The organism is Bradyrhizobium sp. AZCC 2262 (genome assembly GCF_036924535.1).
Classification (GTDB): Bacteria; Pseudomonadota; Alphaproteobacteria; order Rhizobiales; family Xanthobacteraceae; genus Bradyrhizobium.
Genome location: NZ_JAZHRT010000001.1, coordinates 5,577,620 through 5,603,286, shown reverse-complemented (window position 1 = coordinate 5,603,286; position 25,667 = coordinate 5,577,620). Strand labels below are relative to the sequence as shown.

The 25,667-nt window shown below is 63.8% G+C and carries 24 protein-coding genes; 7 read left to right on the top strand and 17 right to left on the bottom strand.

What is annotated here, in order from left to right:
* Window positions 1-3: 3 nt before the first annotated feature.
* The 7 genes from V1283_RS26305 to V1283_RS26275 form a co-directional block, all read right to left on the bottom strand.
* Entirely contained in the window at window positions 4-1,044 is a 1,041-nt protein-coding gene (locus V1283_RS26305) for a hypothetical protein (RefSeq protein ID WP_334389458.1), read from the bottom strand.
* Between the two features lie 143 nt (window positions 1,045-1,187).
* Window positions 1,188-1,916 carry an HAD family hydrolase gene (locus V1283_RS26300; protein WP_334389457.1) on the bottom strand — a complete coding sequence of 243 codons (729 nt, stop codon included), beginning with the start codon at window positions 1,914-1,916 and terminating at the stop codon, window positions 1,188-1,190.
* Between the two features lie 141 nt (window positions 1,917-2,057).
* Window positions 2,058-2,321: a YodC family protein gene (locus tag V1283_RS26295; RefSeq protein WP_334389454.1), complete on the bottom strand. Its 264-nt coding sequence runs from the start codon at window positions 2,319-2,321 to the stop codon at window positions 2,058-2,060.
* A 69-nt stretch (window positions 2,322-2,390) separates the two neighbouring features.
* The gene (gene hemF, locus V1283_RS26290; protein ID WP_334389452.1) at window positions 2,391-3,278 is read right to left on the bottom strand and encodes an oxygen-dependent coproporphyrinogen oxidase; all 888 of its coding nucleotides are present in this window, start codon (window positions 3,276-3,278) and stop codon (window positions 2,391-2,393) included.
* Window positions 3,279-3,283: 5 nt separating this feature from the next.
* On the bottom strand, window positions 3,284-3,649 hold the full coding sequence (locus V1283_RS26285; protein ID WP_334389450.1) for a 6-carboxytetrahydropterin synthase: 366 nt from the start codon (window positions 3,647-3,649) through the stop codon (window positions 3,284-3,286).
* Between the two features lie 16 nt (window positions 3,650-3,665).
* Window positions 3,666-4,298 (bottom strand): 7-carboxy-7-deazaguanine synthase, encoded by a 633-nt coding sequence (gene queE, locus V1283_RS26280; protein WP_334389449.1) that lies wholly within the window; start codon window positions 4,296-4,298, stop codon window positions 3,666-3,668.
* Window positions 4,295-4,780 carry a tRNA (cytidine(34)-2'-O)-methyltransferase gene (locus V1283_RS26275; protein WP_334389447.1) on the bottom strand — a complete coding sequence of 162 codons (486 nt, stop codon included), beginning with the start codon at window positions 4,778-4,780 and terminating at the stop codon, window positions 4,295-4,297. The genes queE and V1283_RS26275 overlap by 4 nt, the downstream gene beginning before the upstream one ends.
* Window positions 4,781-5,059: 279 nt before the next feature.
* Here V1283_RS26275 and petA point away from each other — a divergent pair, with 279 nt between their 5' ends.
* The 4 genes from petA to V1283_RS26255 all read left to right on the top strand — a co-directional run bounded on the left by petA (window position 5,060) and on the right by V1283_RS26255 (window position 9,681).
* Complete coding sequence (gene petA, locus V1283_RS26270; RefSeq protein ID WP_334389446.1) at window positions 5,060-5,590, top strand: ubiquinol-cytochrome c reductase iron-sulfur subunit; 531 nt, start codon at window positions 5,060-5,062, stop codon at window positions 5,588-5,590.
* 66 nt (window positions 5,591-5,656) lie between these two features.
* A complete protein-coding gene (locus tag V1283_RS26265; RefSeq protein WP_334389445.1) occupies window positions 5,657-7,729 on the top strand; it encodes a cytochrome c1 in 2,073 nt (690 codons plus the stop codon).
* Window positions 7,730-7,966: 237 nt separating this feature from the next.
* Window positions 7,967-8,641: a dienelactone hydrolase family protein gene (locus V1283_RS26260; RefSeq protein ID WP_334389443.1), complete on the top strand. Its 675-nt coding sequence runs from the start codon at window positions 7,967-7,969 to the stop codon at window positions 8,639-8,641.
* A gap of 140 nt (window positions 8,642-8,781) precedes the next feature.
* On the top strand, window positions 8,782-9,681 hold the full coding sequence (locus tag V1283_RS26255) for an NAD-dependent epimerase/dehydratase family protein (protein WP_334389442.1): 900 nt from the start codon (window positions 8,782-8,784) through the stop codon (window positions 9,679-9,681).
* 138 nt (window positions 9,682-9,819) lie between these two features.
* On the opposite strand, the gene V1283_RS26250 is transcribed toward V1283_RS26255, so the two are convergent.
* A complete protein-coding gene (locus V1283_RS26250) occupies window positions 9,820-10,824 on the bottom strand; it encodes a VOC family protein (protein ID WP_334389440.1) in 1,005 nt (334 codons plus the stop codon).
* A gap of 327 nt (window positions 10,825-11,151) precedes the next feature.
* Here V1283_RS26250 and V1283_RS26245 point away from each other — a divergent pair, with 327 nt between their 5' ends.
* Window positions 11,152-13,314: an anthranilate synthase component I gene (locus tag V1283_RS26245; protein WP_334389439.1), complete on the top strand. Its 2,163-nt coding sequence runs from the start codon at window positions 11,152-11,154 to the stop codon at window positions 13,312-13,314.
* Window positions 13,315-13,429: 115 nt separating this feature from the next.
* A complete protein-coding gene (locus tag V1283_RS26240; RefSeq protein ID WP_334389438.1) occupies window positions 13,430-13,969 on the top strand; it encodes an adenine phosphoribosyltransferase in 540 nt (179 codons plus the stop codon).
* A gap of 147 nt (window positions 13,970-14,116) precedes the next feature.
* Here V1283_RS26240 and V1283_RS26235 read toward each other — a convergent pair whose 3' ends face one another.
* The 9 genes from V1283_RS26235 to V1283_RS26195 form a co-directional block, all read right to left on the bottom strand.
* Window positions 14,117-14,449, bottom strand: a complete 333-nt coding sequence (locus V1283_RS26235; RefSeq protein ID WP_334389437.1) for a GIY-YIG nuclease family protein — start codon at window positions 14,447-14,449, stop codon at window positions 14,117-14,119.
* Window positions 14,450-14,553: 104 nt separating this feature from the next.
* Window positions 14,554-15,222, bottom strand: a complete 669-nt coding sequence (locus tag V1283_RS26230) for a hypothetical protein (protein WP_334389435.1) — start codon at window positions 15,220-15,222, stop codon at window positions 14,554-14,556.
* Window positions 15,223-15,282: 60 nt separating this feature from the next.
* A complete protein-coding gene (locus V1283_RS26225; protein ID WP_334389434.1) occupies window positions 15,283-16,035 on the bottom strand; it encodes a hypothetical protein in 753 nt (250 codons plus the stop codon).
* 170 nt (window positions 16,036-16,205) lie between these two features.
* Complete coding sequence (locus V1283_RS26220) at window positions 16,206-17,390, bottom strand: M48 family metallopeptidase (RefSeq protein WP_334389433.1); 1,185 nt, start codon at window positions 17,388-17,390, stop codon at window positions 16,206-16,208.
* 116 nt (window positions 17,391-17,506) lie between these two features.
* Window positions 17,507-18,067: a LemA family protein gene (locus V1283_RS26215; RefSeq protein WP_334389432.1), complete on the bottom strand. Its 561-nt coding sequence runs from the start codon at window positions 18,065-18,067 to the stop codon at window positions 17,507-17,509.
* A 234-nt stretch (window positions 18,068-18,301) separates the two neighbouring features.
* Entirely contained in the window at window positions 18,302-19,270 is a 969-nt protein-coding gene (locus tag V1283_RS26210; RefSeq protein WP_334389431.1) for a small ribosomal subunit Rsm22 family protein, read from the bottom strand.
* Window positions 19,271-19,380: 110 nt separating this feature from the next.
* Window positions 19,381-22,845, bottom strand: a complete 3,465-nt coding sequence (gene smc / locus V1283_RS26205) for a chromosome segregation protein SMC (RefSeq protein ID WP_334389430.1) — start codon at window positions 22,843-22,845, stop codon at window positions 19,381-19,383.
* Window positions 22,846-23,084: 239 nt separating this feature from the next.
* Window positions 23,085-23,741 carry a DsbA family protein gene (locus V1283_RS26200; protein WP_334389429.1) on the bottom strand — a complete coding sequence of 219 codons (657 nt, stop codon included), beginning with the start codon at window positions 23,739-23,741 and terminating at the stop codon, window positions 23,085-23,087.
* A gap of 116 nt (window positions 23,742-23,857) precedes the next feature.
* Complete coding sequence (locus V1283_RS26195) at window positions 23,858-24,337, bottom strand: DUF721 domain-containing protein (protein ID WP_334389428.1); 480 nt, start codon at window positions 24,335-24,337, stop codon at window positions 23,858-23,860.
* A gap of 202 nt (window positions 24,338-24,539) precedes the next feature.
* Here V1283_RS26195 and mutY point away from each other — a divergent pair, with 202 nt between their 5' ends.
* Window positions 24,540-25,643, top strand: coding sequence for an A/G-specific adenine glycosylase (gene mutY, locus V1283_RS26190; RefSeq protein ID WP_334389427.1), 1,104 nt, complete (start codon window positions 24,540-24,542; stop codon window positions 25,641-25,643).
* Window positions 25,644-25,667 lie beyond the last annotated feature (24 nt).

Here is a 25,667-nt window from a genome sequence, read left to right as displayed (position 1 = left end):
CGGTCAATGAGTGAGCGAGGCTGTGCGGACCGGGAAACAATTCAGGCTTGATATGTTCCAGACAAGCGGCACGTTGCACCAAAGGCCGCCCGGGCGATATTTCACCCGAATTTGCTCCATCTGGTACAGCGCCAGGCTGTTGAACGCGTTGATCCGGCCGGCAAGATCATCAAATTGAGCGTTGGTCTCCTTTTCTCCCTGGAGGACATCGCTTTCCTTCGCGGCGTCGCGGCCGATCCCGGAGGCCCATTGCCGCGCCGCCGCCAGCTTGTTGTGTGCGGCCTCAAGGCAGTAGTGCATCGTCAGGACGTGGTGTTTGGCGCTGTACCAGTTGATTCTCTTGGCTGCCTTGTCGTTAGGGCCGGCGCAGATCCGGATGAACGCGTCTTTCGGTTTAGTCGTCTCGTCGACGCCGCGTTTTTCGGCGATCGCGCAATATTTGTCGTCGGCGACTTCCTTGGGCGGCGTGTCGTCGTCCGGCGCATGCACGTTTCCGAAGGCCGGAAAATTGAACTTGTCGGAACAGTCGAAGGCGTAGTCGCGCAACACCCGCCGTGACAACGGATCCTCGTCGACGTTATGCTTCTCGGCCGGATCGCGATAGCTATCGCTGGCCCTGTCGATATAGATTTCGGCCTTTCGCGTGAGCAGGTCGATATTTTCACGGAGCTCGACCCGCGCTTTCTCATAGCGCTCCGAAATCGCCCGCGCATTGTTGGTGGCCAGCGCCTTGTCGCCGGCATCGGATTTCTCGCCGACGGCGCGCGCGAAATCGGTATAAAGCGTTTGCTGCAGCGCCTGCACTTCGGAGAATGCGTGTGAGATGTCCGTGAAAGTTGCCGCCGCCAAGGTCATGTCTTCCTTGGCCAGGCTGCTCACCTTCTCCTGATAGGCGTTGAGATGCTGGAAATAGCCGACCGCGAGGCTGCTCAGCACGGTGAACGCGGACAGCCCCGTGACGATGTTGAACCCGTGATTGAACTTCGAGAGCCACCTTAGCGGGGCGGCTTTCGGTGCAATGTCATGCGTGTCGTCGTTCGGCATCGGTGAACTCCCCAATCCTTGGACTTCAACCTTGAACCAACGTCGACACAATCTGGGATTGCCGGTCTCCGCGCTGTGAGCCAACTCACACTCGCGATCGTGTGATGGCTCGCCTGGTAGCCGATGGAACTTCAGCGGCTCTATCAGCGCTCGCGGGGCAGCAGTTCCGTCAGCGAGCGGATGATGCGATCGGGCTTGACGGTGGAGTCCGCGGGCAGGCCGTCGCCATGCACGTCGATCCAGATGGCGTAGATGCCGAGCCGCTGCGGCGCCACGACTTCCCATTCCAGATTGTCGCCGATCATCCAGGTCTCGGATGCGGCGACGCCCAGCGTCTGCATGGCGTGCAGATAGGCGCGGTCGTCCGGCTTGCCGAAACCGTGCTCGCCCTCGATCTGGATGTGATCGAAACGGTGCGACAGCGCAAAGCGCTCGACCTTGGCGCGCTGGGTGCCGGCGGCGCCGTTGGTCACCAGCGCGAGCTTGACGCCGCGCGCCTTTAATTCGTCGATGGCGTCGTGCGCGCCGGGGAAGACGAACATTTCCTCTTCGCGGTAGGCGGTGAAGCGGTTGGCCAGCCGTACCGCAAGATCCTCCGGCAGCGCGTGGCCGCCTGCGGCAAGGGCGGCAAAGCCGTTGCTGACGGTTATGCGCCGCGCCTCATCCAGCTTCAGCCGCCATTCGGCGCCCGCGACCGCCCAGAATTTGCGCGCGGAATCCAGAACGGCGGTGGCAACCTGTTGCGAGGTCAACGGCCCGAACTCGGCGGCGAATTCCGCGGCGACGTTGTGCCAGGCGATCTCGGGACGGCCATAGGCCGACAGGATGGTGTCGTCCATGTCGATCAGCATGGCACGGGGCAGGTGGGTCATCGTTTCACGGCCATTTCGCTTCCAGCGCTGTCGGCCGCGGACAACCGCGGTCGATCTGCCGCGAATATCAGATCCCCCGCACGGGGTCCAATTCCAGGAAACGACGTCGCCGGGCCGATGCCGGGCGACGTCGAAATTCGCTCAGGCCACTTTGCTGGCGTGCTCGTCCTCTTCTTCGTCATCCTCTTCTTCGTCGTCTTCTTCGTCGTCTTCCTCATCTTCCTCTTCGTCATCCGACGTATCGGGCTCGGCGAGTTCAAGCACGGCCAATGGCAGCGTCTCGCGAAAGAGATCGCCTTCATTGCCCATCCACACGCACGCGACTTTGTCGTCGTTGACCTCCACCACACTCAGCGGGTGGCCGCCGGATTTCAGGATGACGACGTCGCCTGGTTTCAAATCCATGATCTGCTCCTTCGGAATACATGACACGAATCGCATTTTAGCGATCGGTCATGACAGCTGATCATGCGATCATGGCCACTTTACCTCCGGTGGCATCGACGAGAGGATGGAATCCACATTGCCGCCGGTCTTCAGCCCAAAAATTGTGCCGCGGTCGTAGAGCAGGTTGAACTCGACATAGCGTCCGCGCCGGATCAACTGTTCCTCGCGGTCGGCGGCATTCCAGGGCAGGGCGAAATTGCGCCGGACGAGTTCGGGATAGATCTTCAGGAAGGCGCGACCGACATCTTGGGTGAAAACGAGGTCGGCGTCCCAATCGCCGGAATCATGCCAGTCGTAGAAAATGCCGCCGACGCCGCGCGCTTCCTTGCGATGCGGCAGATGGAAATATTCGTCGCACCATTTTTTGTATTTGTCGTAGTCGGCCGCGCCATTCGATCCCCCGCAGGCTTCCTTCATCGCCTGGTGGAAGGCCTGCGTGTCCGGGTCCTCCTGGGTGCGCCGCCGGTCCAGCACCGGCGTCAGGTCGGACCCGCCGCCGAACCACGCCTTGGTGGTGACGACGAAGCGGGTGTTCATATGCACGGCCGGCACGTGCGGGTTCCGCAGATGGGCGATCAGCGAAATGCCCGACGCCCAGAACCTGGGATCGTCGGCCGCGCCCGGAATCTGGGCACGGAATTCGGGCGCGAACTCGCCGTGCACGGTGGAACAGTGCACGCCGACCTTTTCGAACAGCCGCCCGCGCATCATCGACATCACGCCGCCGCCGCCGGGCTTGCCGGTGTGGTCGGTGCGGTCCCAGGGCGTGCGCACGAAACGCCCGGCGTCGCCGGGGTAGAGCGAGGCGGGCGCCTCGTCTTCCAGCCGCTCGAAAGCCGCGCAGATGTCGTTGCGCAACGTTTCGAACCAGGCTCTCGCGCGCGTCTTGCGATCCTCGATGAGTGACATATCCATGTGGCTTAGCCCTGCGGTCCGAAATACGTGCAGCTTTCGTTGCAACTGTCGCGATGAACGCTGACGCGCGTGATCTTGCCGGCGTGCTGCACACGCTCGAAGATGTAGCGCGAGATGTTTTCCAGCGTCGGCGTCCCAAGCGCTTCGACCTTGTTCAGGAACTTGTGGTCGAGGGACTTGCGGACGTCTTCCATGCTGCGTTCGAGCAGGCCGAGATCCAGCACCATGCCGGTTACGGGATCGGGCGTGCCGCGCACGCTCACCTCGGCGCGAAACGAATGGCCGTGAATCTCCTCGCTGTCCGCGCCGAAGGTCGTTCCCTTCAGGGAATGCGCGGCCTCGAAGCGAAATGATTTCGTCAGTTCCCACATCTTGAAAATCTGGTTCCTATCTGATGCCGAGTGTCTTGTGTGTCTGCAGGCTGAGCCGCCATTGCGGATGGCGCAGGCAGTAGTCGACCGTGCGCGCGGTGTTTTCGATCACGTCGGGTCCGTCCATCGGCTGCAGCGAAAAACGTTCGAAATCGAGCCCCGCAAAATCTTCCGGCGCCGCGCCGGGTTGCGGATAGACCAGCTTCAATTCGTGGCCGCGGCGCACCACAAGCCCGGCGCCGGCTTTCGGGCTGACGCAGACCCAGTCCATCCCGTTGGGCGGTTCGATCGTGCCGTTGGTCTCGATGCCGATGGCGAAGCCGCGGGCATGCAGCGCATCGATGAAGGGGGCATCGACCTGCAGCAGGGGCTCGCCGCCGGTCAGGACCACATAGCGGTTGGTGTTGTCGCCGGTCCATTGCCCGGCGATGATTTCGGCGAGTTCGTCCGCGGTGGCGTAGCGGCCGCCCAGCGTGCCGTCGGTGCCGACAAAGTCGGTATCGCAGAACGTGCAGGTGGCGCTGGCGCGGTCCTGTTCGCGGCCGCTCCAGAGGTTGCAGCCGGAAAAACGGCAAAACACCGCCGCGCGGCCGGCATGCGCGCCTTCGCCCTGCAAGGTCAGAAATATCTCTTTGACCGCGTAGCTCACTGTCTCTCCTTGAGACCCGCATCCGCCTGGATCGCGGAACCCGTCTGCCGCAGCGCCTCACCCAATGCCATGGCCGCCGCCATGGCGACATTGAGCGAGCGCAAGCCCGGCCTGATCGGGATCGCCAGCCGCGCATCGGCCGCGGAGGCAACTTCAGCCGTGACCCCTGCGGATTCCCGTCCGAACAGCAGGACATCGTCCGGCCGGTAGCTGAAATCCAGATAGGAACCGGCTCCCTTGGTCGTAAAGAGCACCAGCCGGAAACCCGCCTCGTTACGCCATTGCTCGAATTTTTGCCATGAGTCATGGCGGGTGAGGGCGACGTGATCGAGGTAGTCCATTCCCGCCCGACGGAAATGCCGGTCTGAGGTCGGAAAGCCGGCCGGCTCGATAATGTGGGCGGCCGCGCCCAGGCACGCGCACAGGCGCAGAATCGTTCCCGTGTTCTGGGGGATATCGGGCTGGAAAAGCGCAATCTGCATGGTGTCGAGGCTTCGGAAGCGCGGGTGAATGTATTGAATAAATCACGGCTGGGCGCGGATTTAGTGCATTGCACGCTTGCGAGCCGATAGCGGGCTTGCGCTCTTACGGCAAGGGTGCCAATAGAACGATTCTGGACTGCTTGTTCCGCCGGGATTGGGGGAGGAAAAGCGGTTTTTCTGCCGCCGCGGGGGCCGCGGGCGCCGGCAGCCTCTTCAGGTCGCGTGTTCAGCGTGTCCGGGGCGGTTCCGCCGGCTGCAGACAAGAAAGGGCTTGGAATCGTGACGACAGCGTCTTCGGCGGACCATCCAACACGCCGTGATTTCCTTTTTGTTGCAACGGGAGCCGTCGCCGCCGTAGGCGCAGCTGCCACGATATGGCCGCTGGTTTCCCAGATGAACCCGGATGCCTCGACGATCGCGGCCGGTGCGCCGATCGAGGTCGACCTGACCCCGATCGCCCAGGGACAGGACATCAAGGTGTTCTGGCGCGGCAAGCCGATCTACATCATGAACCGCACCAAGAAGCAGATCGACGAGGCCCGCGCGGTGCCGGTCGCGAGCCTGCCCGATCCGCAGACCGACGAGGCGCGGGTCAAGGCGGGTCATGACCAGTGGCTGGTCGTGATCGGCATCTGCACCCATCTCGGCTGCATCCCGATCGCCCATGAGGGCAATTACGACGGCTTCTTCTGTCCCTGCCACGGCTCGCAATACGATAGCTCGGGCCGCATCCGCCAGGGACCTGCCCCGGCAAACCTGCCGATTCCGCCCTACACATTCGTTTCCGATACCAAAATCCAGATCGGCTAAGGGCTCGGGCGCCAGCCCGAGACCCCTTAACCCGTCGCGTCGTCTTACTTCCTCAGGATCGCATCAATGAGCGGACCATCCGATTTCCAGCCGACCAATCCCGCCTTGAAGTGGATCGAACGGCGCCTCCCGATCATGGGACTTATGCATTCGTCGTTCGTGGCGTATCCGACGCCGCGTAACCTGAATTACTGGTGGACCTTCGGCGCCATCCTTTCGCTGATGCTGGGCGTTCAGATCCTGACGGGCGTGATCCTGGCGATGCACTACACGCCGCATGCCGATCTTGCCTTCAAATCGGTCGAGCTGATCGTCCGCGACGTCAATTACGGCTGGCTGCTTCGCAACATCCACGCCTCCGGCGCTTCGATGTTCTTCTTCGCCGTCTACATCCACATGTTCCGCGGCCTCTATTACGGGTCGTACAAGGAGCCGCGCGAAGTGCTCTGGATCCTCGGCGTCATCATCTATCTCCTGATGATGGCGACCGGCTTCATGGGCTATGTGCTGCCGTGGGGCCAGATGAGCTTCTGGGGCGCCACCGTCATCACCAACCTGTTCTCGGCCGTGCCCTATGTCGGCGACAGCATCGTGACGCTGCTGTGGGGTGGCTATTCGGTCGGTAATCCGACGCTGAACCGCTTCTTCTCGCTGCACTATCTGCTGCCGTTCGTGATCGCGGGCGTCGTCGTGCTGCACATCTGGGCGCTGCATGTGGCGGGCCAGAACAATCCGGCCGGCGTCGAGGCGAAGACCGAAAAGGACACCGTGGCGTTCACGCCCTACGCGACCATCAAGGACATGTTCGGCGTTTCCTGCTTCATGCTGTTCTTCGCATGGTTCATCTTCTACATGCCGAACTATCTCGGCGACGCCGACAACTACATCCCCGCCAATCCCGGCGTGACGCCCGCGCACATCGTGCCGGAATGGTATTACCTGCCGTTCTACGCGATCCTGCGCTCGATTCCGAACAAGCTCGCCGGCGTCATCGCGATGTTCGGTGCGATCGTCATCCTGGCGTTCCTGCCCTGGCTCGACACCGCCAGGACGCGTTCGTCGAAGTACCGCCCGCTGGCCAAGCAGTTCTTCTGGATGTTCGTGGTCGTCTGCATCGGCCTCGGCTATCTCGGCGCCCAGCCGCCGGAAGGCGTCTATGTGATCGTCGGCCGCATCCTGACCGTCTGCTACTTCGCCTACTTCCTGATCCTGCTGCCGCTGCTCTCCCGGATCGAGAAGCCGCGTCCGCTGCCGAATTCGATCGCTGACGACGTGCTGGCAAAGTCGCGCGGCAAGGTGGCCACCGTGGCCTCTGCCGTGATCGCGCTCGTGGTCGCCGGCGGCTTGCTGCTGGGTGGCGCGCAGAACGCGCGGGCCGAGGATCACGGTGACAGCCCGCCCGGGCAGAAGTGGTCGTTCTCCGGTCCCTTCGGCAAGTTCGATCGCGGCGCCTTGCAGCGCGGCCTCAAGGTCTACAAGGAAGTCTGCTCGAACTGCCACGGCCTGTCCTATGTCGCCTTCCGCAACCTCGCCGAAGCCGGCGGGCCGGGTTATTCGGTGGCGCAGGCCTCGGCGTTCGCCTCCGACTACAAGGTCAAGGACGGCCCGAATGATGCGGGCGACATGTTCGAGCGGCCGGGCCGGCCCGCCGACTATTTCCCGTCGCCGTTCCCGAACGAGCAGGCGGCCCGTGCGGCCAATGGCGGCGCAGCGCCGCCGGATCTCTCGCTGATCACCAAGGCGCGATCCTACAAACGCGGCTTCCCGACGTTCCTGATCGACTTCTTCACCCAGTACCAGGAGCAGGGTCCGGATTACGTCGCCGCGATACTGCAGGGCTACGAGGACAAGCCGCCGGCCGGTTTCACGCTGCCGGAGGGCTCCAACTACAATAAGTATTTCCCCGGTCACGCCATCAAGATGCCGAAGCCGCTGAACGACGGCCAGGTCACCTATGATGACGGCTCGCCGGCAACGGTCGCGCAATACGCCAAGGACGTCACCACGTTCCTGATGTGGGCCGCGGAGCCGCATATGGAGGCGCGCAAGGCGCTCGGCATGCAGGTGTTCGTGTTCCTGATCCTGCTGGCGGGCTTGTTGTACTTCACCAAGAAGAAGGTCTGGGCCGACGCCCACTGATCACTTCTTCATTGCGACTTTCGGAAAAGCCCCTGAGGGGGCTTTTTTGTTGGGCGATGTCATTCCGGGGCGATGCGAAGCATCGAACTATGGGGCGCCCTTGCGCCCCTGAGAATCTCGAGATTCCGGGTCTGGTCCTTCGGACCATCCCGGAATGACGGAGCAAGCCGATTGCTTCCCGAACGCACTGCGGACAAAATGGCCCTCAATCATCCAGAAATCAGCGCGGAGGAACCCATGGGTACCAGCATCACTTTCAAACGGCCGGACGGCAAGGATGCCAGCGGCTACCTCGCCAACGCTGCGCGTGGCAATGCGCCGGGCGTGGTCGTGATCCAGGAATGGTGGGGCCTGCAGGACCAGATCAAGGGCCTGTGCGACCGCTTCGCGGTGGCGGGCTTCGATGCGCTGGCGCCTGATCTCTACAAGGGCACGGTGGTGCCGTATCACGATACGGATGCGGCCGGCAAAGAGATGAACTCGCTGGATTTCATGGACGCCACCACGCAGACCGTGCGCGGCGCCGTGCAATATCTGTCGCGCAACGGCGCCAAGGTCGGGTTGACCGGCTTCTGCCTCGGCGGTGCGGTGACCATCATCGGCGCCACCAGAATTCCGGAACTGGCGGCCGGCGTGGTGTTCTACGGCATTCCGCCGGAGCAGGCGGCAAAGCCTGCCGACGTGAAGATTCCGCTGCAGGCCCACTTCGCCAACAAGGACGACTGGTGCACGCCGCAGGTGGTCGATGCCTTTGAGCAGGGCATGAAGGCCGCCGGCAAGTCGCTCGAGCTGTTCCGCTATGACGCCGAGCACGCCTTCGTCAATGAGCAGCGGCAATCCGTGCATGACCGCCAGGCCGCGGAACTGGCCTGGGGCAGGGCGACGGAGTTTTTCAGGAAGCATCTCGGCTGAGATGTTTCCTCGTCATTGCGAGCCAACGGGTCGCGCGAATGCGCCCGATGACAGGCTCCGCGAAGCAATCCATGTTTCCACTTGCGGCGCGATGGATTGCTTCGTCGCTTCGCTCCTCGCAACGACGGTGGAGGCGGTGAATGCAAATCTTCTGCACGGGCGCGTCGGGCTATATCGGCGGATCGGTGGCGGCTCATCTCATCGCCGCTGGGCATCAGGTGACGGGATTGGTCCGCTCGCCCGAGAAAGCCGAGGCGGTTCGCGCGCGGGGTATCCAGCCCCTGTTGGGAACGCTTGATGACGGGGAAATTCTGGCGCAAGCGGCGCGGGCCGCCGATGTCGTCGTCAATGCGGCAAGCGCCGATCACAAGGGCGCGGTCGAGATCCTGCTTGGCGCGCTCGCGGGAAGCGGCAAGCCATTCATCCACACATCGGGATCGAGCATTGTCGGCACGCGCGCCAAAGGCCAGCGATCGGATGCGATCTACGACGAAGACACGCCCATCACACCGTCGCCTGCGCGCGTGGCGCGGGTCGCGTTGAACGAATTCATTCTTTCCTATCGTGACAAGGGCTGCCGCTCTGTCATCATCTGCCCGAGTCTGATCTACGGCCTCGGCCTTGGCGCCGGACCTGACAGCGTGCAGGTGCCACTGCTGATCAAGCTCGCAAAAAAGCGCGGCAACGCGGCGCATGCCGGACCCGGCGGGAACATCTGGTCGAACGTGCATGTCGACGATCTCGTGAGCATCTATGCGCTAGCCATCGAGAAGGCGCCGGCAGGCAGCTTCTACTTCGTCGAAAACGGCGAGAATTCGATGCGCGAAGCCTGCGAGGCGATCAATCGCATGCTGGGTTTTGCCGGACCGCCAACGGCGATGTCGATGGCAGGGGCGGCCGCCGAATGGGGTGAGGGCACGACGGAGGATACGATGGCATCCAACAGCCGCGTGCGGGCAAAGCGTGCGCGGCAGCTCGGCTGGCAGCCGAATGCGCGTGGACTGATCGAGGAGATCGAGCAGGGGTATTATCGGGAGTAGGTTTCCCGTCGTCCCTGCGAACGCAGGGACCCATACTCCGCGGCCTATCGGCTTCGATAAAGCTGCTCGACGACCTCGCTCAAACAACACCTTCCTGTGTTTATGGGTCCCTGCGTTCGCAGGGACGACGTGGGTTGATCAGCCGCCGCTCCCGCGCACCCCGTCCCACCACGCGCACGTTCCCGACATCAGCTTGTAATTGCCTTCCATCACCTGCACCGGCGCGCGCAGACCGCTCGCTGCGGCGCGCATCCGCATCTCGCGGGCGACCACGCGGTCTTCCGGCGGCAGCCAGACGCGCTCGTGTCCCCACAGGCTGGGGCCGTCATGCATCTCGAGCGGCTGCCATGTCGCGGGATCGATCTCGCGGCCGCCCCAGCCGCATTCGATCATGAAGGACGACGGCGTCTTGGCGTAGAACGAGGTCATGAAATCGTTGGTGTGCCGGCCGAGCGTGACGCCGACGCGGTCGCCCTCGGTCAGCGCGATGTCGTAGCACTGGCCGACATCGTCGAGCGAGAACAACTCCACCATCAAATGATGCATGCCGTTCCTGCCGGTCTCGATCAGCGCCAGGCTGTGATGCCGCGCGTTGACGTGAAAGAAATAGGCGCGGAACGGTTTTTCGATGTAGTCGGAGAGCCCGAAGCCGAGCACGTCGACATAGAACGCCATCATGGGGTCGATATTCTCGACCGTCAGCACGGCATGGCCGAGGCCGAGCGGGCCGGTGCGGAAACCCGAGATCGAACGGCCCGGGCGGAACGGCGTGTCGTCGATCTCGGCGCCGTAAAACGCCTCCAGCCGGTTGCCGGCCGGATCGTGAAAAGAAATCAGGCTGCGGACGCGCCTGGCGTCGGCCAGCGTCTGCGGTTCTGCGGTGACAGGCACGCCGGCTTTTTCCAGCCGCGCCGCCAGCGCATCCAGCGCCGCGCTGTCGGCGACCTCCCAGCCGAAGAAGCGTGTGCCTTCGCCCATCGCGCGGTCGATCACGATCCGCTGCTTGCGGTCATCCATCCGGAACGCCAGCAGCGAATTGCCGCGCTCGACCGCCTGCAGCCCGACCAGGCCGGTACCGAACTGCCGCCAGTCCTCGAGGTTATCAGATCCGAAACCGGCATATCCCAGACCCAGCAATGCCATCGCCTGCCTCCCTTGTTTGCAATCTTTGCGCGTTGAGAGCGCCGCTGCTTGCTCAAATCCTACGCAAGTTTTCCGCTTTCCGACACCCCAAGATGAGCCCCGGGGCAGGGCGTCCTGGCCCGTCCCTCTCTTGACATCATCAGCGGCGGATGTGATTAGGCTCCCATGAACACCGTTATCAGCCCATCCCGTCTCTGGTGGCGCACCTCTTAAAGAGGTGGCCGGTGCGATTTCATTTTTCAATCGTCGAAGGTCGCCATCGCAGTGCGACGGTCCCTTCGTTTGTCCTGTGTGGCGCTCCCTCCCGAAGTTTCGTAAGAGGATCACATGAACAGGACAGCCTTCTCCCTGCCGGAGCACAGCGAATACCGGACCAGCTGCGGTCTCGCGATTTCGCGCGCCGTCGAGCAGTTCACCGGCAACGCCAAGCGGCTCGACGACCTGATCGAATTGCTCGACCGCCGCCGCGGCGTGGTGCTGTCCTCCGGCACCACGGTGCCGGGCCGCTACGAGAGTTTCGACCTCGGCTTTGCCGATCCGCCGCTGGTGCTGGAAACCGCCGGTTCCGACTTTTCGCTTTCCGCCCTGAACGCGCGGGGCGAGGTGTTGATCGCGTTTCTGGGCGACGTGCTGCGCGAACCCTGCGTGGTCATTTCTGAAAAAAGCCCGACCCGTCTCGCTGGCCACATCATTCGCGGGGCGGCTCCGGTCGAGGAAGACCAGCGCACCCGCCGCGCCAGCGTGATGTCGTTGGTGCGCGATATCATCGCTGCCTTGTCAGCCAATGACGACCCGCTGCTCGGCCTGTTCGGCGCGTTCGCTTACGACCTTGTGTTCCAGATCGAGGACCTCGTGCAGAAGCGCGCCCGGGAGAGCGATCAGCGCGACATCGTGCTGTACGTGCCGGATCGCCTGCTGGCCTATGACCGCGCCACCGGCCGCGGCGTGGTGCTGAGCTATGATTTCGCCTGGAAGGGAAAATCCACCAAGGGTCTGCCGCGCGACACCGCCGAGAGCGTTTACGCCAGGACGCCGCGGCAGGGCTTTGCCGATCACGCGCACGGCGAATATCAGGCCACCGTCGAGGTCGCGCGCGCGGCATTCGCGCGCGGCGACCTGTTCGAGGCGGTGCCGGGGCAGCTCTTCGCCGAGTCCTGCGAGCGTTCGCCGGCCGAAGTGTTCCAGCGGCTGTGCCGCATCAACCCGTCCCCCTATGGCGCGCTGATGAATCTCGGCGACGGCGAATTTCTGGTGTCGGCCTCGCCGGAAATGTTCGTCCGCTCCGACGGCAGGCGAGTCGAGACCTGCCCGATCTCGGGCACGATCGCGCGCGGCGTCGATGCGATCGGCGATGCCGAGCAGATCAGGCAGCTGCTGAACTCGGAAAAGGACGAGTTCGAACTCAACATGTGCACCGACGTCGACCGCAACGACAAGGCGCGCGTCTGCATTCCCGGCACCATCAAGGTTCTGGCGCGGCGGCAGATCGAGACCTATTCAAAATTGTTCCACACCGTCGATCATGTCGAAGGCATGCTGCGTCCGGGCTTCGATGCGCTCGACGCCTTTCTGACCCATGCCTGGGCGGTGACTGTGACCGGTGCACCGAAATTGTGGGCGATGCAGTTCGTCGAGGACAATGAGCGGTCATCGCGGCGCTGGTATGCCGGCGCGATTGGTGCGGTGAACTTTGACGGCAGCATCAATACCGGGCTGACCATCCGCACCATCCGCATGAAGGATGGCCTGGCCGAAGTGCGCGTCGGCGCCACCTGTCTTTTCGACTCGGATCCCGCAGCGGAAGACCGCGAATGCCAGGTCAAGGCGGCGGCGCTGTTCCAGGCGTTGCGCGGCGACGCGCCAAAGCCGCTGTCGGTATTTGCGCCCGATGCCACCGGCTCCGGCCGCAAGGTGCTCCTGATCGACCACGACGACAGTTTTGTGCACATGCTGGCGGATTATTTCCGGCAGGTCGGTGCCAGCGTCACCGTGGTCCGGCATGTGCATGCCCAGGAGATGCTGAAGAAGAACTGGGATTTGCTGGTGCTCTCACCGGGCCCGGGACGGCCGGAGGATTTCGGGATTTCGAAGACCATCGGCACGGCGCTCGACCGCAAACTGCCGATCTTCGGCGTCTGCCTCGGCGTGCAGGCGATCGGCGAATATTTCGGCGGCCAGCTCGGCCAGCTCACCCACCCCGCGCACGGACGGCCGTCGCGGGTTCAGGTGCGTGGCGGGCGATTGATGCACAACCTGCCCAATGAGATCGTGATCGGCCGCTATCATTCGCTCTATGTCGAGCGCGACAGCGTGCCTGAGGTTCTGGAAGTCACCGCGACCACCGAGGACGGCGTCGCGATGGCGATCGAACACAAGACCTTGCCGGTCGGCGGCGTGCAGTTTCACCCGGAATCGCTGATGTCGCTCGGCGGCGAGGTGGGGCTGCGTATCGTCGAGAATGCGTTTCGTCTGAACGTGGGAATGAACTGATGCGAACATTGAGGCACGTCATTCCGGGATGGTGCGCTAGCACCAGACCCGGAATCTCGAGATTCCGGGTTCGATGCTGCGCATCGCCCCGGAATGACATTGGAAAGAGCAACCGATGACATTCGATCATGATCTGAAAGCCACCGTCCGCACCATTCCGGATTACCCGAAAAAGGGCATCCTGTTTCGCGACATCACCACCCTGCTGGCTGACGCCCGCGCCTTTCGCCGCGCGGTCGATGAACTGGTGCAGCCATGGGCCGGATTGAAGATCGACAAGGTTGCCGGCATCGAGGCGAGAGGCTTCATCTTGGGCGGCGCGGTGGCGCATCAGGTCTCCGCAGGCTTCGTGCCGATCCGCAAGAAAGGCAAGCTGCCGCACGCCACGGTGCGGATCGCCTACTCGCTGGAATACGGCCTCGATGAAATGGAAATGCATGTCGACGCGATCCAGCCCGGCGAGCGCGTGATCCTGGTCGACGATCTCATCGCCACCGGCGGCACCGCGGAAGGCGCGGTGAAGCTGCTGCGCCAGATTGGCGCTAACGTGGTCGCGGCCTGCTTCATCATCGATCTGCCCGATCTTGGCGGCGCCGACAAATTGCGTGCGATGGACGTTCCGGTACGTACGCTGATGGCGTTCGAGGGGCATTGAGTTTTCGTCAGTCAGCTCTCTCCGTCGTCCCTGCGAACGCAGTGACCCATAGCCCACGTCGGTCGTTGGTGGAGAAGATGTCAGCCATCTCGTTCTCATTGCGAAAGCAACGCGGTATGGGTCCCTGCGTTCGCAGGGACGACGACATCAGACCGCTTCAGCGCCAAGCTGCTTCCGCCAGTGCAACGCGCGCTCCTTCAGCAGCGCGTCGCGGATATAGGGCGTTTCTTCCTCTTCCAGCCGTTCGCATTCCCAAAACGTCAGGCTGTCCGGCCCATGGGTGGTCCAAGCGGCCTGCAGGGTGCGGCAGGTGTGGCTGCTCTGGCGCAGCGTGAACCAGATCCGGTTCTGTATTTTCTCCAGATTAGGCGTCTGGCCGACCCATGTCTGGGTCGAGGCCTTGCAGCGGATGACGAAAACCCCTGCGAAGGTTTTCCGCTCCCTGTAGGCGGCGATGGCTGCCTTTCTGTCTGATGTCACGGGATGGCCTCGCCAGTTGCGGTCAGGCGGAGGCGATACCAGCCGAGGCGGGTCACGTCAATATTACCCGGGTAATATTTATTGTGCGAACCGGCCGATGGGCTTCAGGGCCGCTGGGCGAGCAGGCTGAACTCAAGCTCCCGAAAGCTGATGTAGTTCCTGCGGATCCACTGGTGCAGCTCGGTCGATGAGTCCCTCTCGTTGCGCAGGTAGTCGGTGAAGGAAAAGGTCAGCCGGCCGACATAGGTCTTCAGGAACGAGGGCAGGGCCGTTATTCGCAGTACCCGCCCGGCGCCCATCGCCTCGGGCAGTTCGCCACGCACCACATACTCGTTGTCGACCGTAATCAGCGTTTTCAGCGGAATCTGCTCTCGTAACGTCGGATAGGCGCGCGCGGAAACGCGGTCGGTATCGGCCACGAACAGGACGATCGGCGCGACGCTGCGCCGCGTCGCCTCCTTGAGGAAGCCGATCTCGTTGGTCATCTTGAAGAACTCGTCGAACGCATGAAAGCCGAGGTCGATTACCTTGGCGACACCGTCATGGACGATCAGGCGGTCCATGAGCTGCATCTTGCCGAAGGTGTCCATGACGTCGGCCGTCTCGGTCAGGCGCGGCAGATATTCGAGCAGCGACGGTTCCTTCAGGTTGATGTCGAAGGAGGACACCGTGCCGTCTTTCAGCAGCAGGAACTCGCTCAGGAGCCGCGCGAGCAGCGTCTTGCCGACCAGCGGCCGCGGCGAGCAGATGATGTAGACGGGCGTGGGGTTCATCACCCGCTATATCAAAGGAATTTTTCGCCTAATCCAGCCCTCATCGCGGCGGGTGTGCGACTATTTTTCGCCGCCGCGCACACCCGGCTTGGCGCCGACGAGATCGGTCAACTTGATGCGGTCGAACTCGCTCCAGACATTGGCGAGCCAGTGTCGGACATAGCCGCGCAGCACGAACGAGTAGTTCGCGGCTTCGTCCTCCTTGCCCTTGTTGGCGACGAATTTGAGGAACGGCACCGAGGAAACCTCGACCTGCTCATAGGCCATTTCGTTGAGTTTGGGGATCGTGAGTTCGGTGGCGTCCTTGATGCGGTGGAAATAGGAATTGTAGGTCGCCTGGTCCCACTGGAAGAACTGGGTATCGTTGATGAAGTTCTTCACCAGGTAATATTTGGCGCCATGCATGAAATTCGCGGTCTCGGCGATCTCATCCAGCGAGGCGATCGAGGGGCCCAATATATGGAACACGGCGAAGGTGATCTGACCCGCCTTGGCCGCATCGAGAAAGCCGATGTCGCGCAGCGAGGCCAGCGCCGGCGACAGCAGTCCGGCCCGGACGTCGATCACGGTGACGGAGGGGCTGGCCGCGTTCAGCGTATCGAAGATCTTCATCTGGTCCGAAGTCGTCGTCATGTCGACGATTTCGGTGATGTCGGGGTGGAAGCGCATCAGGGTGCCCCGCGGCGATTCGGTGTCGAATGCCCGGGTCGGCACGTTGTTGGCGCTGAAGTAATCCAGGAGCGTACGCGATACGGTCGTCTTGCCGACCCCGCCCTTGTCCGCGCCCACCACAATCACGACTGGCTTTGCCATGGAATTCCCTTGAAACAGCAGTTCCGACCGCGGGAGCGATCGGCATGCCCCATTGCCTGCTTTGGGCGCGAACATGGCAGAAACAAGGGAGAATTCAATTCCTTAGACGGCCGCTGCCATTTATTCATACGGAATTTGTTAACCCGGTGCGGCGCTAGGCGCGGGGCTGCTCAGCGGTGCGAGCCCCAAGGGCCCTCTAAGGGGCCGGGGCGCGTGCCCGGAACGTCAGCGGGCTCGCCGACATTGCTCCACGGGCCGCGGGGAACTGTCGGCGGGAGTTGCCCGGTGGCTGATTCTTCGGGCTCGTCGGATTCGCCCGCCGTATCCGACGGCAGAGCCAGCGGGCCGGGGTCATGACCGCCGGCAAACTGCACCAGCGCCTTGACGCGCGAATCCACCGACGGGTGGGTCGCGAACAGGTCGGCAAATCCCTCGCGCGGATTGTCGACGCACAGCTCCATGACCGCGGACGTTGCGCCTTCAAGCTCGCCGCGGTTCTCGATCTTGCGCAGCGCCGTGATCATGGCATCGGGATTCTTGGTCAGTTCGACCGAGCCGGCATCGGCCAGCAATTCGCGCGACCGCGACAGCGCCAGCTTGACGACTTGCGACAACAGCCAGGCCAGCAGGATCAGCACCACCGCGATGATGACCGCGATGATCGCGCCGCCCGCCCCCTTGCTGTCACGGTCGGACGAGGAGGAGGAAGACGAGGATGACGAAGACCAGCCTCGACCGGAGGAGTTCCACGACAGGTTGGTGAACATGCGGAAGAACAATTCGCCGAAAAAGCCCACCACGCCGGCGATGATCACCGCGACCACCATCAACTGCACGTCGCCGTTGCGGATATGTGTGAGCTCGTGGCCGAGTACGGCCTCGATCTCCTGGTCGTTGAGCGCCTGCAGAAGGCCTGATGTCACCGTGATGGAATATTGCCGCCGGTTGAGGCCGGCCGCGAATGCGTTCAGCGCCGGGCTGTCCATCACCTTCAGCTTCGGCATCGGGATGCCGCGCGAGATGCAGAGATTTTCGAGGAGATTATAGAGCCGCGGCTGCTGCTGCCGCGTCACGCTCTCGCCGCCGGTCACGGCGTCGATCATGTTCTGGTGGAAGAAATAGGCGATCACGATCCACAGTGCCGCGGCGATCGTGGCCCAGGGGAAGGCCGCGATCAGGTCGTGCGACGCGCGCCTCAGGTAATAGTCGACCGATTTTCCACTGTGCGTCAGCGCTTCGGCGACCAATGCGCCGGCAAAGACCAGCACATAGATCAGGAGAAACAGGCCGGCGAGCAGCAGCATCGAACGAAACTTGTTCGATGCGATATGCGTGTAGAGACCGTACGCCGCCATAGACACTATCCTCCGTCATTCCGGGGCGATGCGGAGCATCGAACCCGGAATCTCGAGATTCCGGGTTCACGCCTTCGGCGTGCCCCGGAATGACGAAAGAGAGACATGGATAGCCCCTAGAACTTCACGGTCGGCACGGCCTCGACTTCGGTGCGGCTGGCGCCGAGGTCGAAGAATTCCTTGCGGGTGAAGCCGAACATGCCGGCGAACAGCGCGGCCGGCATCTGCTGGATGCCGGTGTTGTATTCCTGGACCGCGTTGTTGAAGAAGCGGCGGCTGGCCGCGATCTTGTTTTCGAGGTCGGACAGTTCGCTCGCCAACTGCTGGAAATTGGCGTTGGCCTTGAGGTCCGGGTAGGCCTCCGACAGCGCGATCAGGCGGCCGAGCGCGCCGCTCAACTGGTTTTCGGCGGCGGACACCTGCGCTGGTCCCTGCGCCGACATCGCGGAATTGCGTGCCTTGATGACGTCGTCGAGCGTGCCGCGCTCGTGCGAGGCGTAGCCCTTCACGGTCTCCACGAGGTTCGGGATCAGATCGTGGCGCTGCTTGAGCTGCACGTCGATATCGGCGAAGGCCTGGCCGACGCGTTGGCTGAGCGCGACCAGGCGGTTATACGCCCCGAAGGCAAACAGCACGATGATGACGATGACGCCGAGAACGATCCAGCCGGTCGACATGACGGACAACTCCTGTGGGACGAAGGGGCAGGGAACCTAGACGAAAAACCGGGCGCGCGGCAGCCCGCCCCGAGTTGAGGCATGGCTTTAGTCGGAAGTAGGGCGGGATAAGTTCATGAGGCGACGCTGTCATTCCGGGGCGATGCAAAGCATCGAACCCGGAATCTCGAGATTCCCCGGTGCGCAATTGCGCATCTGAGGTCTGGTCCTCACGGACCATCCCGGAATGACGCGTCAACTAACAGCATCGCCCCACCGCCAGCGTCGGGCCGTGGCGTAATCGGCCTTGGCGCGGCGGGGCACTTTCGTGAAGGAAAGACCTTCCGGAGTGCAGAGTTTGGCTGTTACTTCGACCTTGGTGACGACCGGTTGCGCCAATACCCGGGAAGGGCGCTCTGCAACCGCCGTACGCGTCAGCGCGACATAGGCGAATTTTTCGTCCTCGAACGGCAGCTCCGCACCCTTGACCTGCTTGTGCGCGCGCGAGCGCTGCAGGCGCTGGGTGAAGTGGCACCAGTCGGGCATCTGCAGCGGGCATTTGCCGTCATGCGGGCAGGGCGCTGCGACATGCGCGCCCACAGCGATCAGCCGCTTGCGCAGCGCGATGATCCGGGCATAGCCCGCGGGTGTGCCGGGTTCGACCACAAGCAGCGTGTTGCGGGTCTTTTCCCACATCAGTTCGGCGAGCGCGCGCTGCTCAGTATCGCTGATTTCGCCGATCATGTAGCTCGCCACCACCAGGTCGGAGGTATCGGCTTTTTTCAGTGTGGCGCCGGCTTCGCCGCGTTCGTAGCTGACGTCACGCAGGCGAAAGCTGTCGGTGACGAGGCCGAGCGCCAGCGTGCGCAGGGCGTCGTTGGCGTCCAGCAGTGTGAAATCCTGCAGCGACGGAAAGGCTTCGCCGGCCGCCCACGTGGCTGTGCCCGGCCCGGCGCCGACGTCGAGCAGAGTTTTCGGCGCAAAATCCGGCCTGATCTCGACGAGCGCGTTCAGGCTGGCCGTGACCGCGGCATAGGTCGCGGGCATCCGCGCCAATGCGTACGCGAGCGCATCGGCCTCCGAGCTGATGGCGGCCGAGCCGCCGCCGTCGCGATAGGTCTTTGAGATCGAGGCAGCGCGGCCGGCGGCGTCGCTGCGCGAAAAACCCCGCAGCTTGCCGTCAAGCGCGGCCTTCAGTTCGGCAGGGAGGTCGGGTGAGGTCATGGTCTAGCCGTCATTCCGATGTCATTCCGGGATGGTCCGAAGGACCAGACCCGGAATCTCGAGATTCCGGGTTCGTCGCTACGCGCCGCCCCGGAATGACGGACCAGAAATCACGCCACGTCCTGGTCGAGGATCTTCACGGCGTCGTCGAGGCCGACCGAAACCAGTTGCGAGACGCCGCGTTCGGCCATGGTGACGCCGAACAGCCGGTTCATCCGCGCCATCGTGATCGGATTGTGCGTGATGATGATGAAGCGGGTCTCGGTCGACGATGTCATCTCGTGCAGCAAATTGCAGAACCGCTCGACGTTATGGTCGTCGAGCGGCGCGTCGACTTCGTCCAGCACGCAGATCGGCGACGGGTTGGTGAGGAACACCGCGAAGATCAGCGCCAGCGCCGTCAGCGCCTGCTCGCCGCCTGAGAGCAGCGACAGCGTCTGCGGATTCTTGCCGGGCGGCTTTGCGATGATTTCCAGACCGGCTTCCAGCGGATCGTCGCTTTCGATCAGATGCAGCGCGGCTTCACCGCCGCCGAACAGTTCGGTGAACAGCCGCTTGAAGTGCTCGTTGACGGTCTCGAACGAGGTCAACAGCCGCTCGCGGGCCTCCTTGTTGAGGCTCTGGATGCCCTGGCGCAGCCGCTTGATGGCTTCGACGAGGTCGTCGCGCTCGGTGGTCAGCGCGGTGTGCTGGGTTTCCACCTCGCGCAGCTCTTCCTCGGCGCGCAGATTGACGGCGCCGAGACGTTCGCGGTCGCGGCGCAGCTTTTCGAGGTTTTCCTCGATCTCGTTGAGCGGCGGTAGTTCCGCGCCCGGCTCGATCTCGGCCAGCGCCGCCACCGCATGCGGCTCGACCTCGAGCATGTCGTGGATTTCGCGCTCGATGTCGGAAAGCCGGCGCTTCGTGCCTTCCATGCGTTCCTCGGCGCGGGCGCAGGCTTCGCGGGCGGAGGAGAGCGCCTCGAGCGATGCCTTGGCTTCGCGGTCGGTCTGCGCCATCACGCTCTCGGCGGCGGCGAGCGCGTCGGCGGCGACGCGGCGGGCGCTTTCGGCGGACTCGATTTCGTTGATCAGCGCGCGGCGCTTTTCGGCAAACAGAGCCGGCGCATTGTCAAGCTCGGCGCGCTCGGCCGTCACTTCGGTGATGCGCGCCTCGACGGTGGCGACCTGGGAGGCCGAGCTTTGCCTGCGGTTCTGCCATTCGGTGCGTTCGGCCGTGATCGCCTGCACGCGCTTGTCGGCCAGTTCGGCCTCGCGCGCCAGCGCCTGGGCTTCGGCCCGCACTTGCGCGGCAAAGCGACGATGTCCCTCGATCTCGGTACGAACGGCGGCAAGCCTTGTCTCGGTGTCGAGGGTCGGCGGCAACTCGGCCAGCGCGGCGTTGGAGCTCTCGTGCGCAGCTTCGGCCTCGCTGCGATCGGCGGCGAGGCGGGTATGGGCTTCGGTCAACGCGGATTTGCGCGCGGCGTGGCGATTGATCTCACGCTCGGTCGTGGCATGGCGCTCGCGCGCCGCATCGGCTTCGCGTTGCGCGGCACGCCAGGCCTCGCGGCCGGTGGACTCGGCGGCGGAAGCCGCCTTCAGTTCGGCCTCGGCGTCTTCCAGCGCCTGCCGCTTGTTGGCGGCGTCGGTGCGGGCCTGTTCCAGCTCGTGTTCGATATCGACGAGGCGCGCGCGTTCGGCGAGACGCCGTGCGGCGCCGGTCGGCGCGTGCGCGGCTGTGACAAAACCGTCCCAGCGCCAGACATCGCCTTCCAGCGACACCAGCCGCTGGCCGGTCTTCAATTGCGACACCAGTTCGGCGCCGCGTTCCTTGGGCACGACGCCGATCTGCGCGAGGCGGCGCGCCAGTTCGGACGGCGCCTCAACGTGAGCGGCGAGGGCCTCGACGCCATCAGGCAAGGCCGGATCGTCGAAGCTCGCGCCGGCATTGGTCCAGCGCATCGGCGCCGAGGGATCGACCGGCGCGTCAAGATCGTCGCCGAGCACGGCGCCAAGCGCCTTCTCATAGCCTTTGGTGACCGTGACGCCGTCGATGATCGGCGGCCACAGATTCTTGGTTTCGCCGTTGACGAGCTTTGAAATAGTACGCGCCTCGGTCTCGAGCCGCTGCACGCGCTTGTCGGCTTCGTTAAGCGGCGCACGGGAGGCTTCGAGCTTCTGTCGCGCAGCGACGTGGCCGGTCTCGCTGGCCTGTGCCGCGGCTTCGGATACCGCCAGCGTTTCCTGCGCGGTCTCCATCGCCGCGGCGAGCGCGTCGAGGTCACCGAGACTGCCGGTCTCGTCGCTGAGCTTCTGCTCGTCGGCCGCAACGCTGGCGATTTCCTGATCGAGCCGGGCCAGCCGGTCGCGATGGGTGCGCACGCCGGCTTCGAGCTGGTTGCGCTTGGCGGTAAGGTCGGCGAGCGCGGTGGTCAGCTCGCCGAACATGCGCTCGGCGGCGGAAAGCGTTGCTTCCGCCTCGGAAACGCGTTCATCAATGCCGGAGCGCTTTTCGACGCGCGACTTGATCTCTTCCTTTAACTCGGCGTCTTCGGTGTCGAGCCGCTGCAGCGCGATCTCTGCATCGGAGGCCTGCTGCTGCTCGCGGGCGATGTCGGCGGCGAACTGGGTCAGGCGCCGGTCGAGCTCGGCGACGCGCTCCTTGGCGCGCTCTTCCTCGCGGTCAAGCTGTTCGCGCGCGTTGGTGAGGCGTTGCAGCCCCGCCGCGGCGCGGGCTTCGCCCTCGCGGAGCGCCGGAAGTTCAGAGGCGCGGATCGCCTGGATGCGCGCGGCCTCGGCCTGCTCGCGGGTGCGCTCGGCCATTTCGCGAACGTTGATGTCATGGGTATGCCCGGCTTCCGCGACGTCGGCATTGGCTTCCAGCCAGCGCAGATGGAACAGCGTGGCCTCGGCCTTGCGCACCTTGGCGGCGACTTCGCGGAAGCGAATGGCCTGGCGCGCCTGCTTCTTCAACCCGTCGATCTGGCCGGACAATTGCCCGATCACGTCCTCGACGCGGGTGAGGTTGGTTTCGGCCGCCTTCAGCCGCAGTTCGGCTTCGTGGCGGCGGGCATGAAGTCCGGCGACGCCGGCGGCGTCTTCCAGCACGCGGCGGCGCTGTTCGGGCTTGGCCTGAATGATCTCGCCGATCTTGCCCTGGTGGACCAGCGCCGGCGAACGCGCGCCGGTGGCGGCGTCGGCAAACAGGATCTGCACGTCGCGGGCGCGGACATCGCGGCCGTTGATGCGATAGGCCGAGCCGGACTCGCGCTCGATGCGGCGGGAGATCTCAAGAAGCTGGCTATCATTGACCGCGGCCGGCGCCGTGCGATCGGTATTGTCGATCGTCATGACAACTTCGGCGTGGTTGCGCGCCGGGCGGTTCCCGGAACCGGCAAAGATCACCGCGTCCATGTCGGCGGCGCGGAGCGATTTGTGCGAGGTTTCGCCCATCGCCCAGCGCAGCGCCTCGACGAGATTCGACTTGCCGCAGCCGTTCGGTCCGACCACGCCGGTGAGGCCGGGTTCGATCATGAAATCAGTGGCTTCAACGAACGACTTGAAACCGTGGAGGCGGAGGCGCGTGAGTTTCATGAACACAGATCTCTGTTGGCCGGGCGCGAATCTCCCTGCCGTGACAATACCATAGAAGGCAATGTCGGTGTGGATGGATAGCCCATTGCGGCTCTTCTGGAGCGCGACAATGGCGAGGCTGAGGCCGGAGGGCAACGGCTCCCCGGGGCTTTTCCCAAGAGTTTTAGGAAGCCTTTTGAGGCGCTTTTGTCGAGCCTTTTGCTGGACTTATGGGCTCGAATGAATCTGGCCCGTGCGAATCAGCTCTTCAGCATCGAATTGATGCGCTTCGAGAATTCCTCGAAGCTCTGCTCGCCCTTGAGCATTTCGCCGTTGATGAAGAAGGTCGGTGTCGACTGCACCTTCAGCACTTCGGCGGCGTATTTCTGGTCGGCCGCGATCTTGTCGAGCAGGGCCTGATCCTTCAGGCAGTCCTCGACCTGCGTCTGGGTGAGGCCGGCCTGCTTGCCGATCCGGGTCAGCGTCTCCGTGGTGTTCTTCACCACCCAAGCTTCCTGCTGCTTGAACAGCAGGTCGATGACGGCGAAATATTTCGGGGCGTCGTCCTTGGCAATGCAGCGCGCCAGCATCGAGCCCGCCGCGGCCTTGATGTCGAGCGGGAATTCGCGGAACACGAAACGGATCTTGCCGGTGTCGATGAACTCGGTCTTGATCTTCGGAAACACCTTTTCGGTGAACGCCGCACAATGCGGGCAGGTCATCGAGGCAAATTCGGTGATGGTGACCGTGGCATTAGCCGGACCGATCGCCATGTCGGGCAACGACACCGGCTTCGCCACGTCGGTGGCGGACTGCGCCATCGCGTCGGTGATCAGCCGCAGCGGCGAGAAGCCGGCGAGGGCGGTCAGCCCGGTCAGCGACAGGGCGGCGGTGAAGGCGCGGCGCGTGATCATCAAGGTCTGCTCCCGAATGGCGCGTTCACGCCCGAAAGAAGTACGAAAAGAAGCCTTCGCTAGCTTGAAACGCTAGTTGTGGCAATGGCGGGTTGCGCCGGGCGTGCTGCGCAAAAGGCTCAATTTCGCTTGATCGCGGCGCCGAGCCGCGCCAGCGCGGCGCGCAGTTCCTCGTCCTCGACTGCCGACAGGGTTTCGGCGACCTTTGCCACCGATTTCGGGTCCGGCGCGCGGCTGCGCGCGGCGCCCTTCCGGCGCGACAGCGGCGCCTGCCGCAGCGCCAGCCGGCCAACCGCGCTCCAGCCAAAGAAGCGGTTGACCCGCTGCAGGATCACGTCGGACGAATGCTGGATTTCAAGCGCCGCAGGGCCCTCGACCCGCAATATCAGCGTGGCCGGTTCCTGCGGTTGCCCCTCCACCGGCCGTTGCCATTGCATCTTCAGCGGCTCGGAATGGGCAGCGATTTCGGGCCCCGCAATGTCAGCCCAGCGCGTCACCAGTTCGCGCGCGGCAAAACCCTGCTTGGCGTAGGCGTCCGAAAACACGTCGCTGAGCAGGACGGAAAGCGGTTTTGCCGAGATCGGGCCGGGTTTTGCCATGGGACTCTATAGCATCATGCTCGTCGCAGGCGCCATCTTCACCGTCATGGCCGGGCATAGCCGTCCGAAGGACGGCGTCGCTGCCGCTCACTATGCCCGGCCATCCACGTCTTGGACAGCCGCGAAGAAGAAAGACGTGGATGCCCGGGACAAGCCCGGGCATGACGTGGAGAGATTTGTGTTCCGACACTAGAATGCACGGATGACGTCTTCTGCAGCCGCCAAAACCAAACGACGAACTGAATTGACCGAGAGCAGCGCCTCCCGTCCCATGCTGCTGCTCGACTGGTACGATCGGCATCGCCGCCGTTTGCCGTGGCGGGCCGTAGCCGGCGAGCGGCCCGATCCGTATCGGGTCTGGCTGTCCGAAATCATGCTGCAGCAGACCGGCGTCAAAACGGTCGGGCCGTATTTCGAGAAGTTTCTGGCGCGCTGGCCGGATGTCGCTTCGCTCGGCCGCGCCTCGCAGGACGACGTGCTGCGGATGTGGGCCGGGCTCGGCTACTATTCGCGTGCGCGTAATCTGCATGCCTGCGCAGTTGCGGTGCTGCGCGACCATGGCGGGGTGTTTCCCGATACCGAGCAAGGCCTGCTCAAATTACCGGGGATCGGCCCATATACGGCGGCGGCGATCGGCGCGATTGCATTCGACATCAGAACCATGCCGGTCGACGGCAATATCGAACGCGTGGTGTCGCGGCTTTACGCTGTGGAAGACCCGCTACCGCAGGCGAAGCCGCGCATACAGGAATTGGCATCGACGTTGCTCGGCCCCTCCCGCGCCGGTGATAGCGCACAGGCGCTGATGGATCTGGGCTCCTCGATCTGCACGCCGAAGAAGCCGGCCTGCGCGCTATGCCCGCTGAACGAGGATTGCGTGGCGCGCGCACGCGGCGATCAGGAGACGTTTCCGCGCAAGGCGCCGAAGAAGGCGGGCACGCTGCGCCGCGGCGCCGCCTTCATCGTCACGCGCGGCGATGAACTCCTGGTTCGCACGCGGGCGGAAAAAGGCCTGCTCGGCGGCATGACAGAAGTGCCAGGCTCGGACTGGCTGGCCGGACAGGACGACAAGGCGGCGCTGAAGCAGGCGCCTGCGCTCAAGGGGGGAGTGCACTGGCACCGCAAGGCGGGCGTCGTTACCCACGTCTTCACGCATTTTCCGCTGGAGCTTGTGGTCTATACTGCAAAACTGGCTGCGCGCTCGTGGGCGCCGGAGGGCATGCGCTGGGTGCCGATCGCGACGCTGGCCGACGAGGCGCTGCCCAATGTGATGCGCAAGGCGATTGCCCACGGGCTCGGCCTCTGAACCGGCAATACGCGCGCACTCTGC